The organism is Ornithinimicrobium humiphilum (genome assembly GCF_006716885.1).
Classification (GTDB): Bacteria; Actinomycetota; Actinomycetes; order Actinomycetales; family Dermatophilaceae; genus Ornithinicoccus; species Ornithinicoccus humiphilus.
The window spans coordinates 216,101-237,279 of record NZ_VFPU01000002.1 but is presented as its reverse complement, the minus strand read 5'-3'; the positions used below and the strand labels follow the sequence as shown (position 1 = coordinate 237,279).

24 protein-coding genes are annotated in these 21,179 nt (G+C 73.6%); 19 read left to right on the top strand and 5 right to left on the bottom strand.

What is annotated here, in order from left to right:
- Positions 1 to 108 precede the first annotated feature (108 nt).
- From FB476_RS14780 to FB476_RS14770, 3 genes are read left to right on the top strand one after another with little or no spacing between them, the layout of a single operon-like run.
- Positions 109 to 1,956, top strand: a complete 1,848-nt coding sequence (locus FB476_RS14780) for an ABC transporter ATP-binding protein (RefSeq protein ID WP_141820740.1) — start codon at positions 109 to 111, stop codon at positions 1,954 to 1,956.
- Positions 1,953 to 3,164: a phosphotransferase gene (locus FB476_RS14775; protein WP_141820738.1), complete on the top strand. Its 1,212-nt coding sequence runs from the start codon at positions 1,953 to 1,955 to the stop codon at positions 3,162 to 3,164. Before FB476_RS14780 ends, FB476_RS14775 begins: the two co-directional genes overlap by 4 nt.
- A gap of 17 nt (positions 3,165 to 3,181) precedes the next feature.
- The gene (locus tag FB476_RS14770; RefSeq protein ID WP_170233673.1) at positions 3,182 to 4,291 is read left to right on the top strand and encodes an aminoglycoside phosphotransferase family protein; all 1,110 of its coding nucleotides are present in this window, start codon (positions 3,182 to 3,184) and stop codon (positions 4,289 to 4,291) included.
- A gap of 42 nt (positions 4,292 to 4,333) precedes the next feature.
- On the opposite strand, the gene FB476_RS14765 is transcribed toward FB476_RS14770, so the two are convergent.
- Both FB476_RS14765 and FB476_RS14760 read right to left on the bottom strand, forming a co-directional pair.
- Positions 4,334 to 4,693 carry a TraR/DksA family transcriptional regulator gene (locus tag FB476_RS14765; protein WP_141820734.1) on the bottom strand — a complete coding sequence of 120 codons (360 nt, stop codon included), beginning with the start codon at positions 4,691 to 4,693 and terminating at the stop codon, positions 4,334 to 4,336.
- 259 nt (positions 4,694 to 4,952) lie between these two features.
- On the bottom strand, positions 4,953 to 5,876 hold the full coding sequence (locus FB476_RS14760) for a hypothetical protein (protein ID WP_141820732.1): 924 nt from the start codon (positions 5,874 to 5,876) through the stop codon (positions 4,953 to 4,955).
- A 102-nt stretch (positions 5,877 to 5,978) separates the two neighbouring features.
- Here FB476_RS14760 and FB476_RS14755 point away from each other — a divergent pair, with 102 nt between their 5' ends.
- Positions 5,979 to 7,442: a phytoene desaturase family protein gene (locus tag FB476_RS14755; protein WP_141820730.1), complete on the top strand. Its 1,464-nt coding sequence runs from the start codon at positions 5,979 to 5,981 to the stop codon at positions 7,440 to 7,442.
- Between the two features lie 23 nt (positions 7,443 to 7,465).
- On the top strand, positions 7,466 to 7,903 hold the full coding sequence (locus FB476_RS14750; RefSeq protein ID WP_141820728.1) for an SRPBCC family protein: 438 nt from the start codon (positions 7,466 to 7,468) through the stop codon (positions 7,901 to 7,903).
- Here FB476_RS14750 and FB476_RS14745 read toward each other — a convergent pair.
- Complete coding sequence (locus tag FB476_RS14745) at positions 7,900 to 8,703, bottom strand: SDR family oxidoreductase (RefSeq protein WP_141820726.1); 804 nt, start codon at positions 8,701 to 8,703, stop codon at positions 7,900 to 7,902. The genes FB476_RS14750 and FB476_RS14745 overlap by 4 nt on opposite strands.
- 96 nt (positions 8,704 to 8,799) lie before the next feature.
- Between FB476_RS14745 and FB476_RS16545 the strand changes: the two genes are divergently transcribed.
- From FB476_RS16545 to FB476_RS14710, 7 genes are all read left to right on the top strand, one after another.
- A complete protein-coding gene (locus FB476_RS16545) occupies positions 8,800 to 9,396 on the top strand; it encodes a DUF2231 domain-containing protein (protein WP_170233672.1) in 597 nt (198 codons plus the stop codon).
- Positions 9,397 to 9,480: 84 nt separating this feature from the next.
- The gene (locus FB476_RS14735; RefSeq protein ID WP_141820724.1) at positions 9,481 to 10,020 is read left to right on the top strand and encodes a hypothetical protein; all 540 of its coding nucleotides are present in this window, start codon (positions 9,481 to 9,483) and stop codon (positions 10,018 to 10,020) included.
- Between the two features lie 59 nt (positions 10,021 to 10,079).
- On the top strand, positions 10,080 to 10,889 hold the full coding sequence (locus FB476_RS14730; protein WP_420359370.1) for a CPBP family intramembrane glutamic endopeptidase: 810 nt from the start codon (positions 10,080 to 10,082) through the stop codon (positions 10,887 to 10,889).
- Between the two features lie 42 nt (positions 10,890 to 10,931).
- Positions 10,932 to 11,243, top strand: a complete 312-nt coding sequence (locus FB476_RS14725) for a GNAT family N-acetyltransferase (RefSeq protein ID WP_141820722.1) — start codon at positions 10,932 to 10,934, stop codon at positions 11,241 to 11,243.
- A gap of 17 nt (positions 11,244 to 11,260) precedes the next feature.
- On the top strand, positions 11,261 to 11,488 hold the full coding sequence (locus FB476_RS14720) for an RNA-binding S4 domain-containing protein (protein WP_141820720.1): 228 nt from the start codon (positions 11,261 to 11,263) through the stop codon (positions 11,486 to 11,488).
- A 31-nt stretch (positions 11,489 to 11,519) separates the two neighbouring features.
- A complete protein-coding gene (locus tag FB476_RS14715) occupies positions 11,520 to 12,329 on the top strand; it encodes a hydroxymethylpyrimidine/phosphomethylpyrimidine kinase (RefSeq protein ID WP_141820718.1) in 810 nt (269 codons plus the stop codon).
- 2 nt (positions 12,330 to 12,331) lie between these two features.
- Positions 12,332 to 12,739: a hypothetical protein gene (locus FB476_RS14710; protein WP_141820716.1), complete on the top strand. Its 408-nt coding sequence runs from the start codon at positions 12,332 to 12,334 to the stop codon at positions 12,737 to 12,739.
- A gap of 31 nt (positions 12,740 to 12,770) precedes the next feature.
- Here the strand turns inward: FB476_RS14710 and hisC are convergent, their stop codons facing one another.
- Entirely contained in the window at positions 12,771 to 13,868 is a 1,098-nt protein-coding gene (hisC, locus tag FB476_RS14705; RefSeq protein WP_141820714.1) for a histidinol-phosphate transaminase, read from the bottom strand.
- 44 nt (positions 13,869 to 13,912) lie between these two features.
- Between hisC and FB476_RS14700 the strand changes: the two genes are divergently transcribed.
- From FB476_RS14700 to FB476_RS14670, 7 genes are all read left to right on the top strand, one after another.
- Positions 13,913 to 14,293, top strand: a complete 381-nt coding sequence (locus FB476_RS14700; protein WP_141820712.1) for a phage holin family protein — start codon at positions 13,913 to 13,915, stop codon at positions 14,291 to 14,293.
- 1 nt (position 14,294) lies between these two features.
- Positions 14,295 to 15,038, top strand: a complete 744-nt coding sequence (locus FB476_RS14695) for a dienelactone hydrolase family protein (protein WP_141820710.1) — start codon at positions 14,295 to 14,297, stop codon at positions 15,036 to 15,038.
- Between the two features lie 129 nt (positions 15,039 to 15,167).
- Complete coding sequence (gene pdhA, locus FB476_RS14690; protein ID WP_420359369.1) at positions 15,168 to 16,397, top strand: pyruvate dehydrogenase (acetyl-transferring) E1 component subunit alpha; 1,230 nt, start codon at positions 15,168 to 15,170, stop codon at positions 16,395 to 16,397.
- Between the two features lie 14 nt (positions 16,398 to 16,411).
- A complete protein-coding gene (locus FB476_RS14685) occupies positions 16,412 to 17,446 on the top strand; it encodes an alpha-ketoacid dehydrogenase subunit beta (RefSeq protein ID WP_141820708.1) in 1,035 nt (344 codons plus the stop codon).
- A 48-nt stretch (positions 17,447 to 17,494) separates the two neighbouring features.
- Entirely contained in the window at positions 17,495 to 18,169 is a 675-nt protein-coding gene (locus FB476_RS14680) for a biotin/lipoyl-containing protein (RefSeq protein ID WP_141820706.1), read from the top strand.
- Positions 18,170 to 18,265: 96 nt separating this feature from the next.
- Positions 18,266 to 18,505 (top strand): DUF6458 family protein, encoded by a 240-nt coding sequence (locus FB476_RS14675; protein ID WP_141820704.1) that lies wholly within the window; start codon positions 18,266 to 18,268, stop codon positions 18,503 to 18,505.
- A gap of 129 nt (positions 18,506 to 18,634) precedes the next feature.
- The gene (locus tag FB476_RS14670) at positions 18,635 to 19,165 is read left to right on the top strand and encodes a GtrA family protein (RefSeq protein ID WP_141820702.1); all 531 of its coding nucleotides are present in this window, start codon (positions 18,635 to 18,637) and stop codon (positions 19,163 to 19,165) included.
- Between the two features lie 77 nt (positions 19,166 to 19,242).
- Here FB476_RS14670 and FB476_RS14665 read toward each other — a convergent pair whose 3' ends face one another.
- Positions 19,243 to 21,102, bottom strand: coding sequence for an acyl-CoA dehydrogenase (locus FB476_RS14665; RefSeq protein ID WP_141820700.1), 1,860 nt, complete (start codon positions 21,100 to 21,102; stop codon positions 19,243 to 19,245).
- Positions 21,103 to 21,179: the final 77 nt, after the last annotated feature.

Below are 21,179 nucleotides of genomic sequence, written 5' to 3'. Positions count from 1 at the left end.
CCCACAGGCAGGCCGGCCTGTCGTCACCCCAAGTCCCCCTGCACCCCCGGCAGGCCGGCCACCCCCCTTCCTCGACCAGCACGACATACCCCCCGAAAGGAGTCGGCCTTGGCATCCTCCGACCGTCTCCGCGCCTCCGCCCTGCGGCGCACCCTGGGACTCGTGCGCCCCCACCTGCGCGGGCAGCGGCTGCTGCTCGCCGGCGGGGCCGGGCTGCTCCTGCTCGAGGTGGTCTGGCGCGTGCTGGAGCCGTGGCCGACCAAGCTGGTCGTCGACGCCGTGAGCCGCAGCCTGGGCGCCGACCTGCAGGACTCGGGGCCGCCCGCCTCGCTGCAGCTGCTGCTGGCGTGCGCGCTGGCGACGATCACGATCATCGGCTTCCGGGCCATCTGCAACTTCGGCGCCACGGTGCTCTTCGCCAACGGCGGCTCGCGCGTCGCGACCCAGCTGCGCGCCCGGCTCTTCGCCCACGTCCAGACCCTCTCCCGCACCCAGCACGGCGCCTCCCGCTCGGGCGACGTCGTGCAGCGGCTCGTCTCCGACATCGGCCGCCTCCAGGAGGTGGCGATCACCGCCGGTATGCCGTTGCTCGTCAACGTCGTCACGCTGCTGGCGATGATCGGCGTGCTGGCCTGGATCGACCCGGTCATGGCGGTCGTGGCCGCGATCGCGGTGGTCGTCTTCCTGCTCTTCTCGCGCACCTCGACGGGCAAGATCACGGCGGCCTCGCGCAAGACCCGCCGCAGCGAGGGCGACCTGGCGAGCATCGCCCAGGAGACCCTGGCGGGGATGACGCTCGTGCAGGCCTACGGCATGGAGCGCGAGCGCTCGCGCCAGTTCGGCGGCTCCAACCTCAAGTCGCTCAAGGACGGGGTCAAGGCCCGCCGCCTCGCCGCCGGCCTCGAGCGTCGCACCGACGTGCTCGTCGGCGTCTCCACCGCGGCCGTCCTCTTCCTCGGCGGCTGGCGGGTGCTCGACGGGGCGATGACCCCCGGCGACCTCGTCATCGTGCTGACCTACCTCAAGACCGCGATGAAGCCGCTGCGCGACCTCGCCAAGTACACCGGCCGCATCGCCCGCGCCACCGCCTCCGGCGAGCGCGTCGCCGACCTGCTCGACATCGAGCCCGAGATCGTCTCCCCGGCCGACCCGGTCGCGAAGTGGCCCGTCCACGGCCACGTCTCGCTCTCCGGCGTCCGGCTCGCCTACGAGCCCGGCGTGCCGGTGCTGCGCGGCCTCGACCTGACGATCCGCCCCGGCGAGCACGTCGCCGTCGTCGGGCCCTCCGGCTCGGGCAAGTCCACCGTCGGGGCGCTGCTGCTGCGCCTGCTCGACCCCGACGAGGGCGTGGTCGCGGTCGACGGCGTCGACGTGCGTCGCGTCGACCTCGGCTGGCTGCGCTCGCAGGTCGCGCTGGTGCAGCAGGAGGCCGTGCTCTTCACCGGCACGATCGAGGAGAACATCCGTCACGGCCGCCCCGACGCGTGCGACGAGGAGGTCGAGGAGGCCGCCCGGCTCGCCCGCGTCACGCAGTTCACCGACCTGCTGCCCGACGGCCTGCGGACGGTGGTCAGCGAGCGCGGCGGCAGCCTCTCCGGCGGGCAGCGCCAGCGGGTCTCGCTGGCCAGGGCCTTCCTGCGCGCCGCCCCGGTCCTCGTCCTCGACGAGCCCACGACCGGTCTCGACCCCGACAACGTCCTGCTGGTCACCGACGCCATCCGCGACCTCGCCCGCGGCCGTACCACCGTCGTGATCACCCACGACGTCGAGACCGCGCGACAGGCCGAGCGGGTGATCGTCGTCGAGCACGGCTGCGTCACCTGGCAGGGTCCCGCCGCCGAGGCCCCGCTCGAGCGGGTGCTCGACGAGGACGGGCAGCCGGCCGGGGACGTGCGCCAGGACGCCGGCCGTGACGCTCGTCAGGACGCCACCGAGCCGCTGCGGAGCGCGTCGTGAGCCTCGCCGACCGCGGGCTCTCGCTCGTCCTCGACCCGCGCCGCCTGAGCGAGCTCGTGGGCCGCGAGGCCACGGCCACCCGGATCCGTCCCAAGCTCGGCGTCTCCACCGTCGCCTCCCTCGTGGACGAGGACGGTATGCCGTGGGGCTGGGTCCGCACGCTCACCGGCGAGACCGTCGCGAAGGCGGGCAAGGCCCGTCAGCGGGCCGAGGAGCTGGGGCTGGCCGAGGAGTTCGGCGAGGCCACGCTCGGCGGCGGCGAGACGCTCGTGCAGTGGGGCACGCTGGCCAGCGACCCCCGCCTGGTCAAGGCGCTGTCCCGGCTCGACCTGTCGCAGGTGCAGGTGCTGCGCCACAACCCGCTGCGCCGCCTGGTCGGCCGGCTGCCCGGGCGCGACCTCGTCGTCCGCGTCACCGCGCACCACCACCGCGACTGGCTGACCTCCGTCGTCACCGACCTGGCCGACCGGGGGGTGGCCGTCGTGCTGCCCGCCGGGCCGCTGGCGGCCGACCTGCCGCAGGGCCGGGGCGTGACCTGGTGGCCCTGGGTCGAGGGCTCCGACGGTGCCACGGTGGACCCCGACCGCCCCGGTGCCGACGTGGCCCTGCACGCCATCGGTCGCACCGTGGGTCGGCTGCACTCCGTGGACGGCACCACCGTCGCGCACCTGCCGACCCGGGGCTGGAAGGAGCTGCGCGCCGCCGCGACGTCGTCGGTGGAGCTGCTCGAGGCCGTCTCGCCGGGGACCGCGGCGGGCGCCCGGCGGGTGCTCAACCTGCTGCCCGAGCACGCCCCCGTGCCCTCGGCCCCGGCCGGCATGCCGTGGACGGTGGTCTGCCACGGCGACATGTCGCTCGACCAGGTGCTGCTGCACCCGCACGTCGGCCCGCTCCTGACCGACTTCGACCGTGCGGTCGCCGCCCCGGCGGTGATCGACCACGCGACCTTCGCCGCCGTCGACCTCATCGAGAGCCGCGACTCGCTCGGCCCCGCGGGGGAGGGCTACGCGACGGTCACCGGCGCCCGCCCGACGGCCCCAGGACCGTGGGTCGCCGCCGTGCTGCTCGCCCGGGTCGTCGAGCCCTGGCGCGCCCAGACCACCGGCTGGGCGGGCGAGACCGTGCGCCGGGCGCTGCTCGCCGGCAACGCCCTGGAGGTCGAGGACGTGTGGGCGCGGCCGATCCGCGAGCTGGCGGTCACGCCGTGAGCGGGGTCGGAGGAGACGTGAGGACGTGGGCGGCCGGAGCTGCCGGGGCGTCGGTCGCGAGCAGCACGGCCTGGGCGGTCCCGCACCGCATCGGCAGCGGCGACGACCTCGTGACCATCTCGCGCGCCTGGCCCGGCTCGGACAAGCACGGCGCGGTCCGGGTGACGGTCGAGGGCCGCGACCCGCACGGCCGGCTGCGCGCCGGCACGGTCGGGCCCGACGGCTCCGTCGACCTGCTGCCGACCGGCGCCGACCCCAGGCTGCCCGCGCTCGCGCGCCTCGCCCCCGAGGCCGAGCTCGTCGTGCACCGCGCGGGTCGTCGCGCCGTGCTCCGGCACACCGGCGGCTACACCAAGATCGTCCGCCCGGGCCGCTCCGAGGGCGTGGCCGAGGCCGCGCGCGCGGGTCGCCGGCTGGCGCTCGCCGCCGGGCTGGACGCGCCGGACGTGGTCCGGCACCAGCCCGAGGACGCCGCGGTGACGATGACCGTGCTGCCCGGCCGGCCCGTCTCCGACCTCTCGGCCGGGGCCGACTGGCAGCGCATCTGGGCCACCTGGGCCACCGCGTGGACCCGGCTGCAGGAGCTCGACCCGGCGCGCCACGCGCCCGGGCTGGCACCGCACACCAGTGCCGACGAGGCGGAGGTCGTGGGCCGCTGGGCCGGGCGCGCCTCCGCCGCGGGCGTGCTGCCGGACGTCTGGGTGCGGCGTGCCGAGCACGCGCAGGCACGGCTCGCGGCCGCGGGCGAGGCCGAGCGGCTTGTCCCCACGCATCGCGACCTTCATGACAAGCAGCTGCTCTGGGACGGCGAGCGCCTCGGGGTGCTCGACCTCGACACCGCGTGCCTCGCCGACCCCGTCGTCGACCCGGCCAACCTCGCCGTCCACGCCGACCTGCGCCGGGCGCAGGGGGAGTGGTCGCACGCCGCCGCCCGCACCGTCGAGGTCACCGCGCAGCTCGTCGCCCGGGTGGCGGGCGTCGACGGGGAGCGCTGGCAGGCCGCCCGCCTCGCGACCGTGGCCCGGCTGGCGTGCGTCTACGCCTTCCGCCCGACCTGGCGCGAGCTCGTGCTCGACTGGGCGTCCGACCGCTGGGTCGCGCTCGGCGGCGGGCACGCGACGGCCTGAGGGGGGCGCAGTCGTGCGTGCACCGGTGCACGCACTCGTGCCTCAGCGCCGCCCCGGCGCGTGCTCGACGCAGGTCCGCGCCATCGGCCGCACCTCCAGACGGGCCGGCGGGATCGGCCGCCCGCACACCTCGCACCGCCCATAGCTGCCGTCCGCGACCCGCGCCAGCGCCTCCTCGACCTCGGCCAGGTGCCGGCGGGTCTGCTCGGTGACGGCCGACAGCTGCGCACGCTCGAAGGCGATCGTCTGCCCCTCCGGGTCGTGCTCGTCGTCGGCGTTGGAGTCGCGCGAGGCCTCGAAGAAGCCCGCCATGTCCTCCGCGAGGCCCGCGAGCCGGGCGTGCAGGGCGTCGCGCTCGGCCTCGAGCGCGGCGACGACGTGGGCGAGCGGGTCGTCCGGCATGGTCCGGAACCTAGCCCGGGTCCCTGACAAAGGGAAGAGGGCCGGAGAGAAGGAGACGCCCCCTCCCCGACCGGAAGGGGGCGTCTCCCAGCGAGAGCTCGGCACAGGGAATTCGAGCTCTCGCTGCCGCGCACGACACGGCGGTTCGGTCCACGGCACCGGGTCGCAGGAGGCACTCTAGCGTGCAGTTTGGCTGCACAAAAGACCTCGAACCAACTTTTTTCGTCGGGGCGTCGGGTCGTGCGGCTGACCTGCAGGTTCAGGGGCGGAAGTCGTTGGGCAGCGTGGCGCAGGAGGCCCGTACGAGGTCGTAGAGCGCGGTCTGCACGGCCGGGGGAGAGGCGACGGCGACCACGCCCTGTCGCCCGTCGAGCTCCGCGGACACCCGGAAGCGGGTGCCCTGCTTGTCGTCGGCGATCGCGTGCGCGTCGCAGCGGGAGGGCAGGAGGGTCAGCGTCACGGTCGTCGACCCGGTCCGCGGGACCTCGACGTCGAGCTCCCGTCCCGGTGGGATCGGCTCGAGGTCGCCCGGGTCGGCGTGGGTGAGCAGGGTCGTGCCGGCCACGTGCCGCAGCCGCAGGTCGTGGTCGGCGCCCCCGGTCCCCGCCACCACGAGGTCGAGCTCGATCGCCACGAGCTCGCCCACCTGCACCGCCCTCGGGGCGTCGTCGACCTCGAGCGTCGCCACAGCCGCCACGTCCTGCGCGAAGCACTCGCCCTCGTGGAGGTGGGCGATCTGGCCGTGCTCGTCCGTCGCCGGCAATTCGGCCCGCCCGGTCGTGCCGTCGGGCAGGCGGTAGTCGACGAGCGCGGTGTGGGTGATCGCGGCGGAGCCGTCGTCGCACACCGGCTCGCCGAGCACCACCGGCATGTCGACGGTCCGGCCGGCGCCCACCACGCTCCCGCTCTTGCGGTAGACCATCTCCCCGGCGAAGCCCGTCGAGGTCAGCGCCAGCCGCTCGACGGTGACGTCATCGGGGCCGTCGTTGACCAGCCGGACCTGGACCTGGCGGTCGTCGACGTCCATGCGGGACTGGTAGACCCGGGCCGTGAGGGCGAGGGCGCCGGGGGAGGTGGCCACGTCGGTCGCGGTCGAGCCGTCCGGTGCCGCGTCGCCCGTCGTCGAGCACGCGGCGAGCAGGAGCGCCGCCAGCGCCACGCGTCCGGACCGGGCAGACCTCACGCCGACCAGCGTGCCACCGCGCGGGCCGGCCCCGCTGCACACCTGCCCTCGCCTCCGCTCTTCACCGGGACGCCAGGGGCGGCGGTTGCCATACTCGGTTGCGTGACCGAACGCGGTGCAGTCGTCGTCGGCGCCGGGCCCAACGGTCTGGCGGCGGCCGTCACGCTGGCCCGGGCCGGTGTGAAGGTCACGGTCCTGGAGCGCATGGACGGCCTCGGGGGAGGGGCGCGGACCGCCGAGGTCACGCTGCCCGGCTTCCGGCACGACCTGTGCTCGGCCGTGCACCCGATGGCCTACCTGTCGACCTTCTTCACCCGCTTCGGGCTGCGGGAGCGCGTGGACTTCGTCGACCCCGAGATCCCCTACGCCCACGGCGTGGCCCCGGGGCGCGTCGCGGTCGCCCACCGCGACCTCGACCGCACCGCCGCGGGCCTGGGCTCCGACGCCGACGCCTTCCGGTCCCTGCTGCGGCCCTTCGTCGACCAGCCCGAGCTCGTCGCGCGCCTCGTCGCCGACACCCCGTTGAAGCCGCCGATCGCACCCCTCGGGCTGCTGCGCATCGGCCTGTCCGTCCTCGAGCAGGGCTCGCCGCTGTGGGACCGACGCTGGCGCACCGAGGAGGCCCCGGCGCTGCTCACCGGCGCCATGGCCCACCCCATCCAGCCCATGCCCGGGCTCGGCTGGGCCGCCGCGGGCATGATGCTCGCCGCCTCGGCGCACATCGGCGGCTGGCCGATCCCGGTCGGTGGCAGCCAGGCGATGGCCGACGCGATGGTCGACGACGCGCGGGCCCACGGCGCCGAGTTCGTCACCGGCACCGAGGTGACCGGCCTGGACGACCTCGGCGACGCCGCGGTGATCCTCGACGTCAGCCCCCGGGCGCTGGCCGACATCGCCGGCGACCGGCTGCCCGACCGCTACGTGCGGGCGCTGCGGCGCTACCGCTACGGCGGCGCCGCGGCCAAGGTCGACCTCGCGCTCTCGGGCCCCGTCCCGTGGACCGACCCGCGGCTCCGGGAGGCCGGCACCGTCCACCTCGGGGGGACGCGTGCGCAGATGGCGGAGGCCGAGGCTGCCATCGCCCGTGGCGAGCACCCGAGCACCCCCTACGTGCTGGTCTCGCAGCCCTCGGTCTTCGATCCGACCCGGGCGCCGGCGGGCTCCCACGTCCTGTGGGCCTACACGCACGTCCCGGCCTACTCGACGCTCGACCCGACCGAGGCGATCCTGCAGCGCCTCGAGCAGTTCGCCCCCGGCCTCCGCGACCTCGTGCTGCACTCGACCGCCCGCTCGGCCAGCGACCTGGCGGCCTACAACCCCAACTACGTCGGCGGCGACATCGCCGTCGGCGACGTCGGCATCCGGCAGCTCGCCGGGCGCCCCGTGCTCTCGACCGATCCCTGGCGGACACCGGGGCGCGGCATCTACCTGTGCTCCTCGGCGACGCCCCCCGGGCCCGGCGTGCACGGCATACCCGGATGGCGCGCAGCGCTGTCGGCCCTGCGCCACGAGTTCGGGATCGACGAGGAGCCCGACCTGTCCCCGCGCGGCACCGCCCGCCCCTGACCTGCACCACCCGAGGAGAGCCCATGGCAGTCAACCGCACCGAGATCGCGGCGTCCCCCGAGGACGTCTTCCGTGTCCTGGCCAACGGCTGGCTGTTCCCCGTGTGGGTGGTGGGCGCCTCCCGGATGCGCGACGTCGACGCGTCCTGGCCGGCGGTGGGGGCCCGCATCCACCACTCGGTCGGCGCCTGGCCGGCGCTGATCAACGACTACACCGAGCTGCTCGAGTGGGACCCGCCCCGGCGGGCCGTCATGCGTGCGCGGCTCTGGCCGATCGGCGAGGCCCGGGTGGAGCTCGACGTCGAGCCGACGGACGGCGGCAGCCGCGTGACGATGGTCGAGATCCCGACGAGCGGCCCCTTCGCGCTGGCGCCGCGCCCGCTCGTCGACCCCTCCGTCAAGGTGCGCAACGTCGAGACGCTGAAGCGGCTGCGCTACCTCTCGGAGGGCCACGCCAGCTAGCCCGTGGCGTCCTCCTCCACCGGCATCGCCAGGTAGCGGCGCAGCGCCAGCGCGCTCACCCGTCGGACCGCCCACGGCGCCAGACGCTCGCCGAGCGCGGCCACCTGTGCCAGCGGTGCGGGCGCGAGGATCGTCTCGGGGTTGCGCGGCAGCAGCCGCAGCACCCGTGCGGCCAGCACGTCGGGGTCCATCGGTGGGCCCTGCAGCTGGCGCACCAGGCGCTCGCCGACCCGGTTGGCGAGGGTGGGCCGCATCCCCGGGTTGAAGGAGTCCAGGAGCGGGGTGTCCACGAACGCCGGGCACACGACGGTCACCCGCACGCCGTGCTGCCTCGCCTCCACGCGCAGCGCCCGTGCCAGCGTCACGACCGCGGCCTTGACCGAGGAGTAGGGCACCATCGCCGGCACCGGCAGCAGCCCGGCCAACGACCCCATGACGACGACGTGCCCCGAACGCTGCCGTCGCAGGATCGGGTAGACGGCGTCGATCCCGTGCACCACCCCGCGCAGGTCGACGTCGATGAGGTCGTCCCAGTGCCGGGCCGTCATCTCCGGCTGCGTCCCGGCGACCGCGATGCCGGCGTTGTTGTGGAAGACGTCGATCCGACCGTGCTCGGCGACGACGTCCTCGGCCAGGCGGCGGTAGCCCTCGCGGTCGCGCACGTCCAGCAGCCGCTGCCCCGGCTCCGTCGGATCGGCATCGGCGACCACCACGGTGTCGCCGCGCTCGCGGTGCGCCCGCACCAGCGCGGCGCCGATGCCCCGCGCGCCTCCGCTCACCAGCACCACGTCGCCCGCCATCCCTCGACGGTAGGCCGTCACGGGCGTCCCGTCGGGCCGGAGCGGCAGGGGCGTTCCGGGGCGCGGGGCCGGGGAGGCCGACCTAGCCTCGGGGGTATGACGTCGCGCCCCAGCCCTTCCGGTACCTCGCCCCTCACCGGCGTCACCGCTGCGATCGAGTCGGCCTCGGCCCTCGACGGTGTCGTCGGCATCATCCGCTCGGTGGCCGACCGCCTCGTCGCCGACGACGGCCGGTCGGCGGCCCTGCGCGCCGCCCCGCTCGGCCACGCGCTGCACCCCGTCCTCACCGACGTGCCGCTCGGCGCCTGGGTGAGCGCCACCGTCCTCGACTGGGTGGGCGGCGCCGACATGCGCCCGGCCAGCCAGCGGCTGCTGGGGATCGGCAACCTCGCCTACCTCCCGACCGCGGTGACCGGGCTGGCGGAGTTCGCCGGGCTCGACCAGAAGACGCAGCGGGTCGCCACCGTGCACGCCGTCGCCAACAACGTCTCGCTCGTCCTCAACACCGCCTCCTGGGCCGCGCGCCGGTCCGGGCGGCACGACCTCGGTCGCGTGCTGACGCTCGGCGCGATGACCATCGGCGGCCTGGGGGCCTACCTCGGTGGCCACCTGGCGATCGGCATGAAGGCCGGCACCCGCGACCACCGGATCCCGGAGGCCCACCGCGCCGAGGCGGTCGTCGTCCCGAGCTGACCGGGAGCGCCCGGGCGACCGGCATGAGAGAACTCTCATGCCGGTCTCATGCCGTTCTCCTCGCCCTGGGCCATCCTTGGTCCCATGAAGATGTTCGCCTCGGTCGTCGCTCTGGTCCTCATGGGCCTGACCGGCGGATGGCTGTGGATGGACGCGACCGCCAACGGCCGGCAGGACGCCGAGGGCGTCGTCATCACCGGACCGGTCGACCCCGCGACCGCGACCGCCCTCCTCACCGACCCGACCGGGAGCGCCGGCGGCACCTCGACCTCGCCGGGCGAGCAGGCACAGGCGACCCGCCAGGAGGCCCTCGACTCGGTCGTGGCCGTGCTGGGCGCATCGTCCGACCGGCTCGTGGCCCGCGCCGACGAGATCCGCAAGGAGCAGGCGGCCAAGGCCAAGGCCGAGAAGGAGGCCAAGGAGGCCGCCGCGAAGGCTGCCCAGGAGGCCGAGAAGGCCGCCGAGCAGGCCCGCAAGGACGCCGAGCGGCGCGCCACGCAGCCCGTCCCCGTCCAGCCGGCGCCGATCGTGCCGTCCGGCACCTGCGAGTGGGACGACGACGACTACGAGTGGGACTGCGACGACGACGACGATGACGATGACGATGACGATGACGACGACTAGGTCGACGACCGCCTGAGCACGTCCCGCCGCGTGCTGCCCGCGCTGGCTACCGTGGTCCCGTGCCCGCTCCCGCAGCCGGTGACGCGCCCCTGACCCGGGCGGCACCGCATACCCCGCTCGCGCCCCGCGCGCTCGTCACCGAGACGGTCCTCGTGCTCGGGGTCAGCCTGGGCGCGTCCGTGCTCTGGTCGGTGCTGTCGATCCTGCGCAAGATCACCGCCGAGGCGCCGCTGGCCTCGCAGACGACCTCGATGAACACCAGCGTCACCCCGGACCGGCCGTGGCTGGACCTGGCCCACCAGCTCGTCGGCATCGGCCTGGCCCTCGTGCCCGTGCTGCTGGCGCTGCACCTGCTCGCCCGCGACGGGGGCCCGCTCGGGCCGGCCCGCCTCATGGGGCTTGACCTGCGGCGTCCCGGCCGTGACCTGCTCGGCGGCGTCGTCCTCGCCGCGGTCATCGGGATCCCCGGTCTGGTGCTCTACCTCGGCGCCCGGGCGGCGGGGCTCAACACCACGGTCTCGGCGGCCAACCTCACCGACGTCTGGTGGGCGGTGCCGGTGCTCGTCCTCGCGGCGGCGCAGAACGCCGTGCTCGAGGAGGTGCTCATGATCGGCTACCTCTTCCGGCGGTGGACGCAGGCCGGGTGGGGCACCTGGACGATCATCGTCACCTCGGCGCTGATCCGCGGCGGCTACCACCTCTACCAGGGCTTCGGTGGCTTCGTCGGCAACGTCGCGATGGGGCTGCTGCTGGGCTGGGTCTACACCCGGACCCGCCGGGTGCTGCCGCTCGTGATCGCCCACACCCTGCTCGACGTCGTCGCGTTCGTCGGCTACACGGTGCTCGCGGGCCGCGTCGACTGGCTCTGAACCGCAGCGCGGGATCACGAGGGCGCCGCTAGGCTGCCGGTCATGACGAACGTCGCGATCGTGCACCGTCCCGCCGAGTCCCGCTTCGAGGCGATGAGCGGGGAGGATGTCGTGGGCCACCTCGACTACACGCTCCACGGGAGCACCGTCGACATGCACCACACCTGGGTCGAGCCCGAGATGCGCGGCCACGGCGTCGCCGGCGAGCTGGTCGGCGAGGCGCTGCGCGAGGTCGGGGTGCAGAAGCTGCACGTGCGTCCCAGCTGCCCCTACGTCGCGGACTACATCGAGCAGCACCCCGAGCACCAGGCGCTCCTCGAGCCCTCGCTGACCGAGGAGGACCGCGGGGCCTGAGCCTCGCGAGGTATGCCGTGACCCAGCCCGATCCCCAGCCCGTCCCCATCCGTGACGAGTCGATCCGTCTCGGCCAGCTGCTCAAGCTCGCCGGCGTCGTCCAGGACGGCGCCATGGCCCGCATGGTCGTCGAGAACGGCGAGGTGACCGTCGACGGCGAGACCGTCATGCGCCGCGGCGTGCAGATCCGCCCCGGCCAGGTCGTCGAGTACGCCGGGCAGCGGCTCCTGGTCACCTCCGACTGAGTCGTCCGCGGCGGCGTGGCACGCTTGGGGGATGACCTCTACTCCCGTCGCCCTCACGATCGCGGGCTCCGAGGCGACCGGCGGCGCCGGCGCCCAGGTTGACCTCAAGACCTTCCAGCAGCACGGCGTCTTCGGCTGCGTCGCCCTGACGTGCATCGTCTCCTTCGACCCGAAGAACGACTGGAACCACCGCTTCGTCCCGGTCGACCCGCAGGTCATCGCCGACCAGCTCGAGGTGATCACCACCGCCTACCCGGCGGAGCAGCTCGACGTCGTCAAGATCGGCATGCTCGGCACGCCGATCACGATCCAGACCGTGGCCGAGGCGCTCGAGGCGCGCTCCTTCGGCCACGTCGTGCTCGACCCGGTCCTCATCTGCAAGGGCCAGGAGCCCGGCGCCGCGCTCGACACCGACGAGGCCCTCAAGGCCAAGGTGCTGCCGCTGGCCACCTTCGTCACCCCCAACCACTTCGAGACGATGTCGCTGTCCGGGCTCGGCGCGATCGAGACCGTCGAGCAGCTCACCGAGGCCGCCCGGATCATCCACGAGCGCTCCGGCGCGGCCGTGCTCGCCAAGGGCGGCGTCCACCTGCCCGGCGACGAGGCGATCGACGTCTACGTCGACGGCGAGCGCACCGAGGTGCTGCGCGCCCCCAAGCTCGGCGACGGCGCCCAGGTCGCCGGGGCCGGCTGCACGCTCGCGGCCGCCGTCGCAGCCCGCCTGGCCCTCGGCGACAGCCCGTGGGAGGCCGCGCAGGCCGCCAAGGACTTCGTCACCCGCGGCATCGAGCACCGCTTGTCGAGCGGCGCGCCGTTCGACGTCGTCTGGCAGGGCGCCTGACCGTGTCGCTCTCCCCGCGCGGCGCCAGCGCGGTCGTCCACGGCAGCCCCGGCAAGGGGTGGACGATCATGCTGGTCGGCGGGGTGCTCGCCTGGATCTCCGGCCAGTCGTGGAGCACCGGCCGGGGCTTCGGCGAGGCCTTCTCGCTGCTCATGGCCTACGGCACGCTGGTGGCCATCGCGGTGCCGGCCACGATGGTCGCCGGCCGGACGAGCCGACCTGCCCTCCTCGGCGTCGCCGGGATGCTGGGCATGACGCTGCCGTGGTTCTTCGACCTGGCGGTGGAGTTCGGGGGCCGGGGCATCTGGGTCACCTCGCTGGTCATCCTCGTCACCAGCTGGGTGGTCACCGCGGCCGCGTCGTGGGCGACCCGGGCGCTGGTCCGCTACGCCGACCGGCACGGGTTGTGACGAGCGGCTGAGGGCGGCGGACGCCGTGCCGTCAGCCGCGGCTGCGCAGCCACTCCCCAGCGATCTCGACGAACCGGTCGTTGGCCTCGGTCTCACCGACCGAGACGCGCACGCCGTCACCGGCGAACGGGCGGACGGTGATCGCCCGCGCCTGGCAGGCCTGCGCGAACGGCAGCGCGTCGTCGCCGAGCGGCAGCCAGAAGAAGTTGCCCTGGGTCTCCGGGACGTCCCAGCCCTGCTCGCGCAGCGCGGCGACGACCCGCTCGCGCTCGGCCACGATCTCCTTGACCCGCACCTCGAGCTCGTCGTAGGCGGCCAGGCTGGCGACCGCGGCCTTCTGGGCCAGGTCGGTGACGCCGAACGGCGTGGCCGCCTTGCGCAGCGCGGTGGCGACCTCCTCCTGGGCCACGGCATACCCGACGCGGAGACCGGCGAGGCCGTAGGCCTTGGAGAACGTGCGGAGCACCGCGACGTTGGGGTAGTCGCGGTAGAGCGCGAGGGCGTCCGGGACGGTCTCGTCGGTGGTGAACTCCAGGTAGGCCTCGTCGATGACGACCAGAACGTCCGAGGGCACCTTGTCGAGGAACGCGCGCAGCTCGTCCTCGCGCACCGCCGGGCCGGTCGGGTTGTTGGGCGTGCAGACGAGGACCAGGCGGGTGCGGTCGGTGATCGCCGCGGCCATCGCGTCGAGGTCGTGACGGGCCTCGGCGTCGAGCGGGACCTGGACGGAGGTGGCGCCGGAGAGGGCGACGACGATCGGGTAGGCCTCGAACGAGCGCCAGGCGTAGACGACCTCGTCGCCCGGGTCGCAGGTGATGTCGATGAGGTGGCCGAGGACGGCGACGCTGCCGGTGCCGGTGGCCAGGTGGGTCGTCGGGACGCCGAGACGCTCGGACAGCGCGGCGGTCAGCGCGGTGACGCCCATGTCGGGGTAGCGGTTCACCGAGGCGGCCGCGTCGGCGATCGCCTCGAGCACCGAGGGCAGCGGCGGGAAGGGGTTCTCGTTGGACGAGATCTTGTATGCCGTCAGGCCCTCGACCGGCTCCGGGGGCTTGCCCGGGGTGTAGGCGGGCACCGAGCCGAGCACCGAGCGCAGACGGACGGAGGAGGGAGGCGGGGTCGCGGTCATGCGGATCAGCGTAGTGAAGGCGCCAAACGTGCCACGATGGGCTCATGAAGATGCTGATGACGATCATCGCCAACGCCGTCGCGATCTGGGTCGCGGCCTTTCTGCTCGACGGCATCGAGATCGGCGGCGACGGTGCGAACTTCTGGTTGACGCTGCTCGGCGTCGCGGTGCTCTTCGGCGTGGTCAACGCGCTGGTGAAGCCGGTGCTGAAGCTGCTGTCGCTCCCGCTCATCGTGCTGACGCTGGGGCTCTTCCTCCTCGTCCTCAACGCGCTCATGCTGACGCTCACCTCGTGGCTGGCCGGCCTCTTCGGGCTCGACTTCGTGGTGCAGAGCTTCTTCTGGGACGCCATCATCGGCGCGATCATCATCTCCGCGGTCTCGGTCGTCGTGGACATGCTCCTCCCCGACCCGCAGCGGGCCTGACATGAGCGCCGGCGCCGCGGTGCGCACGACCGTCGGCCCGCTCCCCGGGCTGCTCTGGCTGCCCGAGGGCGCGTCCGCCGAGAGCCCGGCCCCCGCCCTGGTGGTGCTGCAGGAGATCTTCGGGCTCACGGCATACATCCGGGGGCGGTGCGCCGACCTCGCGGCCCTGGGGTATGCCGTCGTCGCGCCCCAGGTCTACGCCCGCCTCGACCCGCCGGTGGAGGCGCTCGAGGACGACACCGAGGACCTGCTCCCGACGGCCATGGGGCTGCTCGGCGCGCTCGACTGGGGCGGTGCGGTGGCCGACGTCGTCGGCGTCCGCGACGCGCTGGCCGAGCTGCCGGAGGTCGACGGGTCGGCGGTCGGGCTGCTCGGCTTCTGCTTCGGCGGCGGGCTGGCCTTCGACGTCGCGGCCGCGGCCTCGCGGGCGGGGACGCCGCCCGCGGCGCTGGTCAGCTACTACGGCTCGGCGCTGCCGAACCTGCTCGACCGCGCCGACGACGTGCGGTGCCCGAGCCTGCACGTCTTCGGCACCGAGGACGCCTACCTCCCGATGCCGGTCGTCGAGCAGATCCGCGAGGCCGTGACCGCCGGCGGCACCCGCGAGGACGTGCGCGTCGAGCTGCACGAGGGCGGCGGTCACGCCTTCGACAACCCCAACCCGATGTTCCACCACGCGCGCGCCAGCCGCGACGCCTGGGCGCAGACGGTCGACTTCCTCGGGAGCGTGCTGCCGGTCCGGTGAGGGGTTCCGACCCCTCCGTCGCAGGTCACCGCGGGCGGTGCGGGGCCGCTTTCCGAGTGCGTTAACCTGACGCCTGAAGCCGTTCCCGTCCCCCGACGGCACCACGCCGTGAGATGAAGGAGCCCTGCGTTGAGCGACGAGGAAGTCGCGCGGTCCGCCGCGCCCACCACCCCGGCCGGGGACCTGCCCGGCGGTTCCGCGGCGGCTCCGGCGCGCGGTCTGCACGAGCCTCCGGAGCGTGACATCACCGACGGCGGCCCGGACATGGTCCAGTTCCTCGACTCCGAGGGCCGGCGGGTGCCGCTGACCGACGTCAACAGCCCCTACGCCTCCTTCCTCGACGAGCTCGGCCCCGACGACCTGCGCGGCATGCTGCGCGACCTGATCCTGGTCCGCCGCGTCGACTCCGAGGGCTTCGCGCTGCAGCGCCAGGGCGAGCTCGGCCTGTGGCCCAGCCTGCTCGGCCAGGAGGCCGCCCAGGTCGGCCCCGGCCGCGCGATGCGCACCCAGGACTACGCCTTCCCGGGCTACCGCGAGCACGGCGTCGCCTGGTGCAAGGGCGTCCCGCCGGAGAACCTCCTCGGCATGTTCCGCGGTGTCAACCACGGCGGCTGGGACTCCAACGAGAACAACTTCCACCTCTACACGATCGTCATCGGCAACCAGATGCTGCACGCGGTCGGCTATGCGATGGGCGTGCAGCGCGACGGCGACGTCGCCACCGGTGACCCCGACCGCGACACCGCGGTCATGGCCTTCACCGGCGACGGCGGCACCTCCCAGGGCGACTACAACGAGGCGCTCGTCTTCGCCGCGGTCGCCAACGCCCCGGTCGTCTTCTACGTCCAGAACAACCACTGGGCGATCTCCGAGCCCAACGACCGCCAGTTCCGCGTGCCGCCCTACCGCCGCGCCGACGGCTTCGGCTTCCCGGGCGTGCGCGTGGACGGCAACGACGTCCTCGCCTCCTACGCCGTCTCCCGCGCGGCGCTGGAGCGCGCCCGCTCCGGCGAGGGCCCGACGCTGGTCGAGGCGTTCACCTACCGGATGGGTGCCCACACCACCTCCGACGACCCGACGAAGTACCGCATCTCCGCCGAGGTCGACATCTGGAAGGCCAAGGACCCGATCGACCGGATGACGAAGTACCTCACCGCCGAGGGGCTCGTCGACCAGGCCTGGCTCGACGCCGTGGCCGCCGAGGCCGACGAGCTCGCCAAGCGCATCCGCCACGCCTGCCAGACGATGCCGAACCCGCCCCACAGCGAGATGTTCGAGCACGTCTACGCCGACCCCCACCCGCTGGTGGAGCGCGAGGCGGCGGAGTTCGCCGCCTACATGGCCGGGTTCGAGGACTGAGAAGGAGCATCGGTATGACGTCCACCACCTCTGCCCCGGCCACGAGCACGGCGCAGCGCACCACGATCGCCAAGGCGCTCAACGCGGGCATGCGCGCCGCGATGGAGCGCGACCCCAAGGTCCTCCTCATGGGTGAGGACATCGGCAAGCTCGGCGGGGTCTTCCGCATCACCGAGGGCCTGCAGAAGGACTTCGGCGAGGACCGCGTCATCGACGCGCCGCTGGCCGAGTCCGGCATCGTCGGCACCGCGGTCGGCCTGGCCCTGCGTGGCTACCGCCCGGTCGTCGAGATCCAGTTCGACGGCTTCGTCTACCCGGCCTTCGACCACATCGTCAGCCAGGTCGCCAAGATGCACTACCGCTCGCAGGGCAAGCTGCGCCTGCCGATGGTCATCCGCATCCCCTACGGCGGCGGCATCGGCGCGGTCGAGCACCACAGCGAGTCCAACGAGTCCTACTTCGCCCACACCGCCGGTCTGCGCGTCGTCACGGTCTCCACGACCGACGACGCCTACTGGATGATGCAGCAGGCGATCGCCTCCGACGACCCGGTGATCTTCTACGAGCCCAAGCGCCGCTACCACGAGCGTGGCGTGCTCGACCTGGGCGGCGCCACGCCGGACCTGGCCGACGCTCCCATGGGGCTGCACGAGGCCGCCGTCCGTCACGAGGGCACCGACGTCACCGTCCTCACCTACGGCCCGATGGTCAAGGTCGCGCTCGCCGCGGCCCAGGCAGCCGAGCTGGAGGACGGCCCGTCGATCGAGGTCGTCGACCTGCGGTCGCTGTCGCCGCTGGACACCGAGGTCATCGAGGCGTCGGTCAACAAGACCGGCCGCTGCATCACGCTGTCGGAGGCCCAGACCTTCACCAGCATCCACGGCGAGCTGGCGGCGCACGTCCAGCAGCACTGCTTCTACCACCTGGAGGCGCCGGTCCTGCGCGTCGGCGGGGTCAACATCCCCTACCCGCCCAGCCGGCACGAGGAGGTCTTCCTCCCCGACCTCGACCGCGTGCTGCACGCCGTCGACACCGTCCTGTCCTACTGACGGGCCCCGCCCACCCTCCGTCCCACCTGCTCTTGCGAGGAGACTGTCGTGCCTGAGTTCAAGCTCCCCGACCCCGGCGAGGGGCTCGTCGAGGCGACCATCATCCAGTGGAAGGTCGGCGTCGGCGACACGGTCAAGACCAACGACATCGTCGTGGAGGTCGAGACCGCCAAGTCGCTCGTCGAGCTGCCGATCCCGTGGGACGGGACGGTGACCAAGATCCTGGCCCAGGAGGGCGAGGAGGTCGAGGTCGGCACCCCGATCATCGTCATCGACACCGGGGACGGCGGCGGCGAGGCCAGCGCCCCGAGCGCGGACGAGGCCGAGGCGGCCGCGGCCGACCTGGTGCCCGAGGCCCCCGCCGGTGGCGAGGCCGAGGCCAAGCCGGCCCGCGAGGCCGTGCTCGTCGGCTACGGCGCGATCGAGACCGCGACCACCCGTCGCCGTCGCCGGGGCGCCGAGGCCGCGGCCGAGGCCGCCGAGGAGGTCGGAGCCCCGCGCCGGGCCAAGGCCGCCCCGCCGGTGCGCAAGTACGCCAAGGACAAGGGCGTCGACCTGACCCAGGTCACCCCGACCCGCGAGGACGGCGTGGTCACCGACCCGTGGGGCACCGTGCTCGCCGAGGCCGGCACCGGCGAGGAGGTGCTCACGGTCGAGCTCGACACCGACGAGGTGGAGCGGGCCCGGAGCAGCTTCCCGGTGCTCGACGACCGCCGCCTCTGAGCGCGTCGCGCCCCCCTGACGGGCGGGTTCGTTCCGCAGGACGGGCGCGCCGGGCTCGGCTACCTTGAGGGCGTCCCCGACGAAAGGCGTCCTCCCATGGGCATCGGACTTGGCATCGTTCTCCTCGTGATCGGCGCGATCCTCGCGTTCGCGGTGAACTTCACCATGGCGGGAGGCATCGAGATCACGACCGTCGGCTACATCCTCATGGCGGCCGGTGTGCTGGCCCTGATCCTGGGCCTGGTCATGAACACCCAGCGCGCCAACACCACGCACCGCGAGGTGGTCGAGCGCCGCGACGACGTCGACGTGCGCCGCCGCGACATCGAGGGCTGATCCCTCTCCGCGCTGCTCGGGGGAGCTCGCCACGGCCCTCCGGCCGACCGGCGGCTCCCCCGCAGCGCGCTCCCAGGCAGTCCTCCTAGCGTCGAGACGTCCCCCGACCCCGTCCCGAGGCCCTTCCCGATGGCATCCGCTTCGCACCTGACCGCGACCGGCACGGCGCCTGGCTGCGCCAGGCACCGAGAGACCGCACGACGCCGCGGCACCCCCGCGGCCGACCGATTCACCCTGGCGCGCGACCGCGTCCACGGCCTGCTGCCGGCGGTGCTGCGCCTCGTGGTCCCGGCGACGGCGGTCGGCTTCGCGGCCATCAGCACCTTCACCTACGCCGTCGACCTCACGCTCCTGGCCGTGCTCTTCGACGGGCTCGGCGTGCCTTACCCCCTCGCCGTGACGGTGGGCTACGTCGTGGCCTTCGGGCTGGCGTTCGTGCTCAACCGCCGCCTCAACTTCCGGTCGACCGACCACGTGGGGCGGCAGTCCGCCCGCTACGTCGCCACCGTCGTCGTCAACTACCTGCTCTTCATCCTGCTGCTCTCGAGCGTGCTCGAGGCGGTCGCGACCAACTACCTGCTGGCCCGCCTGATCGCGGGGGCCTGCGAGGCGGTGTTCATGTATCTCATGATGCGGCTCGTCGTCTTCCGTCGCGCGTAGGCGGGCGGCGTCCGGACACGCCACCGCCCCGGGGAGATCCCTCCCCGGGGCGGTGCCGTCGCACCTCCGTCAGGACGTCAGAAGGCCTCCTCCGGGAGCTCCATGAGCGAGATGTCGTCGGCCGTCACGACGCGCCGGTCGGCGCCCAGCCGGGGCAGCACCTCGGAGGCGAAGAAGCGGGCGGCGGCCACCTTGCCCTGCAGGTATGCCGTGTCGCCGGGACGCTCGCCCGACTCCAGCAGGCGGGCGGCCACCTCGGCCTGGCGCAGCAGCAGCCAGCCCACCACGAGGTCGCCGGCGGCGAGCAGCAGCCGGGAGCTGTGCAGGCCCACGGCATACACCTGCTTCGGATCCTGCTGGGCGGCCATCGCCTTGCCGGTCATGAACTCGACCATCTGCTGGAGCTCGCCCAGCGCCCGCAGCACGGCGCCGCGGACCTCGCTGAGGCCGTCCTCGACCTGCGCCGAGGCGGTGCCCATGATCTCGCGGGCGACGTAGCCGAGGGCCACGCCCTTGTCGCGCAGGATCTTGCGGAAGAAGAAGTCCATGCCCTGGATCGCGGTCGTGCCCTCGTAGAGGGAGTCGATCTTGGCGTCGCGGACGTACTGCTCGACGGGGTAGTCCTGCAGGAAGCCGGAGCCGCCGAAGGTCTGGAGCGACTCGGTGCCGAGCAGCACCCAGGCGCGCTCGGAGCCGCAGCCCTTGACGAGCGGGAGCAGCAGGTCGTTGACGCGGGCGGCCAGCGCGGCGGGGGAGTCGGCCTCGAGGGCCTCCTCGCCGGAGGCCAGCTGGGCGGCGCGGACGGTGTCCTGGAAGCTCGCGGTGTAGAGCATGAGCGCCCGCAGGCCCTCGGCGTAGGACTTCTGCAGCATGAGCGAGCGGCGCACGTCCGGGTGGTGGGTGATCGTCACCCGCGGGGCGCTCTTGTCGGTCATCTGGGTCAGGTCGGCGCCCTGCACGCGCTGCTTGGCGTAGTCGAGGGCGTTGAGGTAGCCGGTCGACAGGGTCGCGATCGCCTTGGTGCCGACGAGCATCCGGGCGTACTCGATGACGCGGAACATCTGCGCGATGCCGTCGTGCACGTCGCCGAGCAGCCAGCCGACGGCCGGGCGGTCGGGGTCCTCGCCGAAGCGCAGCTCGCAGGTCGTCGAGACCTTCAGGCCCATCTTGTGCTCGATGTTGGCGACCTGGACGCCGTTCTCCTCGCCGAGCTCGCCGGTCTCGAGGTCGACGTGGCGGCCGGGGACGATGAACAGGGACAGGCCCTTGGTGCCCGGGCCGTGGCCCTCGGGGCGGGCCAGCACGAAGTGGATGACGTTGTCGTAGAAGGGCGCGGTGCCGCTGGTGATGAAGCGCTTGACGCCGCTGATGTGCCACGTGCCGTCGGCCTGCTGCACCGCCCTGGTGCGGCCGGCGCCGACGTCGGAGCCGGCGTCGGGCTCGGTGAGCACCATCGTGGCGCCCCAGCGCTTGTCGACCATGAGCTGGGCGAGCTGCTGCTGCGCGGGGTTGCCGAGGCGGTAGAGGACGGTGGCGAAGCTGAAGCCCGCCGCGTACATCTTCACCGCCGGGTTGGCGCCGAGCACCATCTCGGCGACGGCCCACGCCAGGGTGGGCGGCGCGGTGGTGCCGCCGAGTTCCTCGGGGACCTCCAGGCGCCACCACTCGTTGTCGATCCAGGTCTTGTAGGAGTTCTGGAAGGACTGCGGCATCGTCACGGTGCCGGTCTGCGGGTCGAAGACGGGCGGGGTGCGGTCGGACTCCAGCAGGGAGTCGCCGACCGGCCCCTCGGCCAGCTCGGCGACCTGGTGCAGCACGTCCCGCGCGGTCTCCGCGTCGATGTCCTCGAACGCCCCGGAGCCGAGGATGTCTCCCCGCTCCAGCACGTCGAACAGCATGAACTCGATGTCGCGCACGTTGCTCTTGTAGTGGCCCACGACGCCCTCTCAGGTATGCGGTACTCGGAGTATCTACTTCTCGGTAACAAGTGTGCACCCGCCCCCTCGCGGAAGGC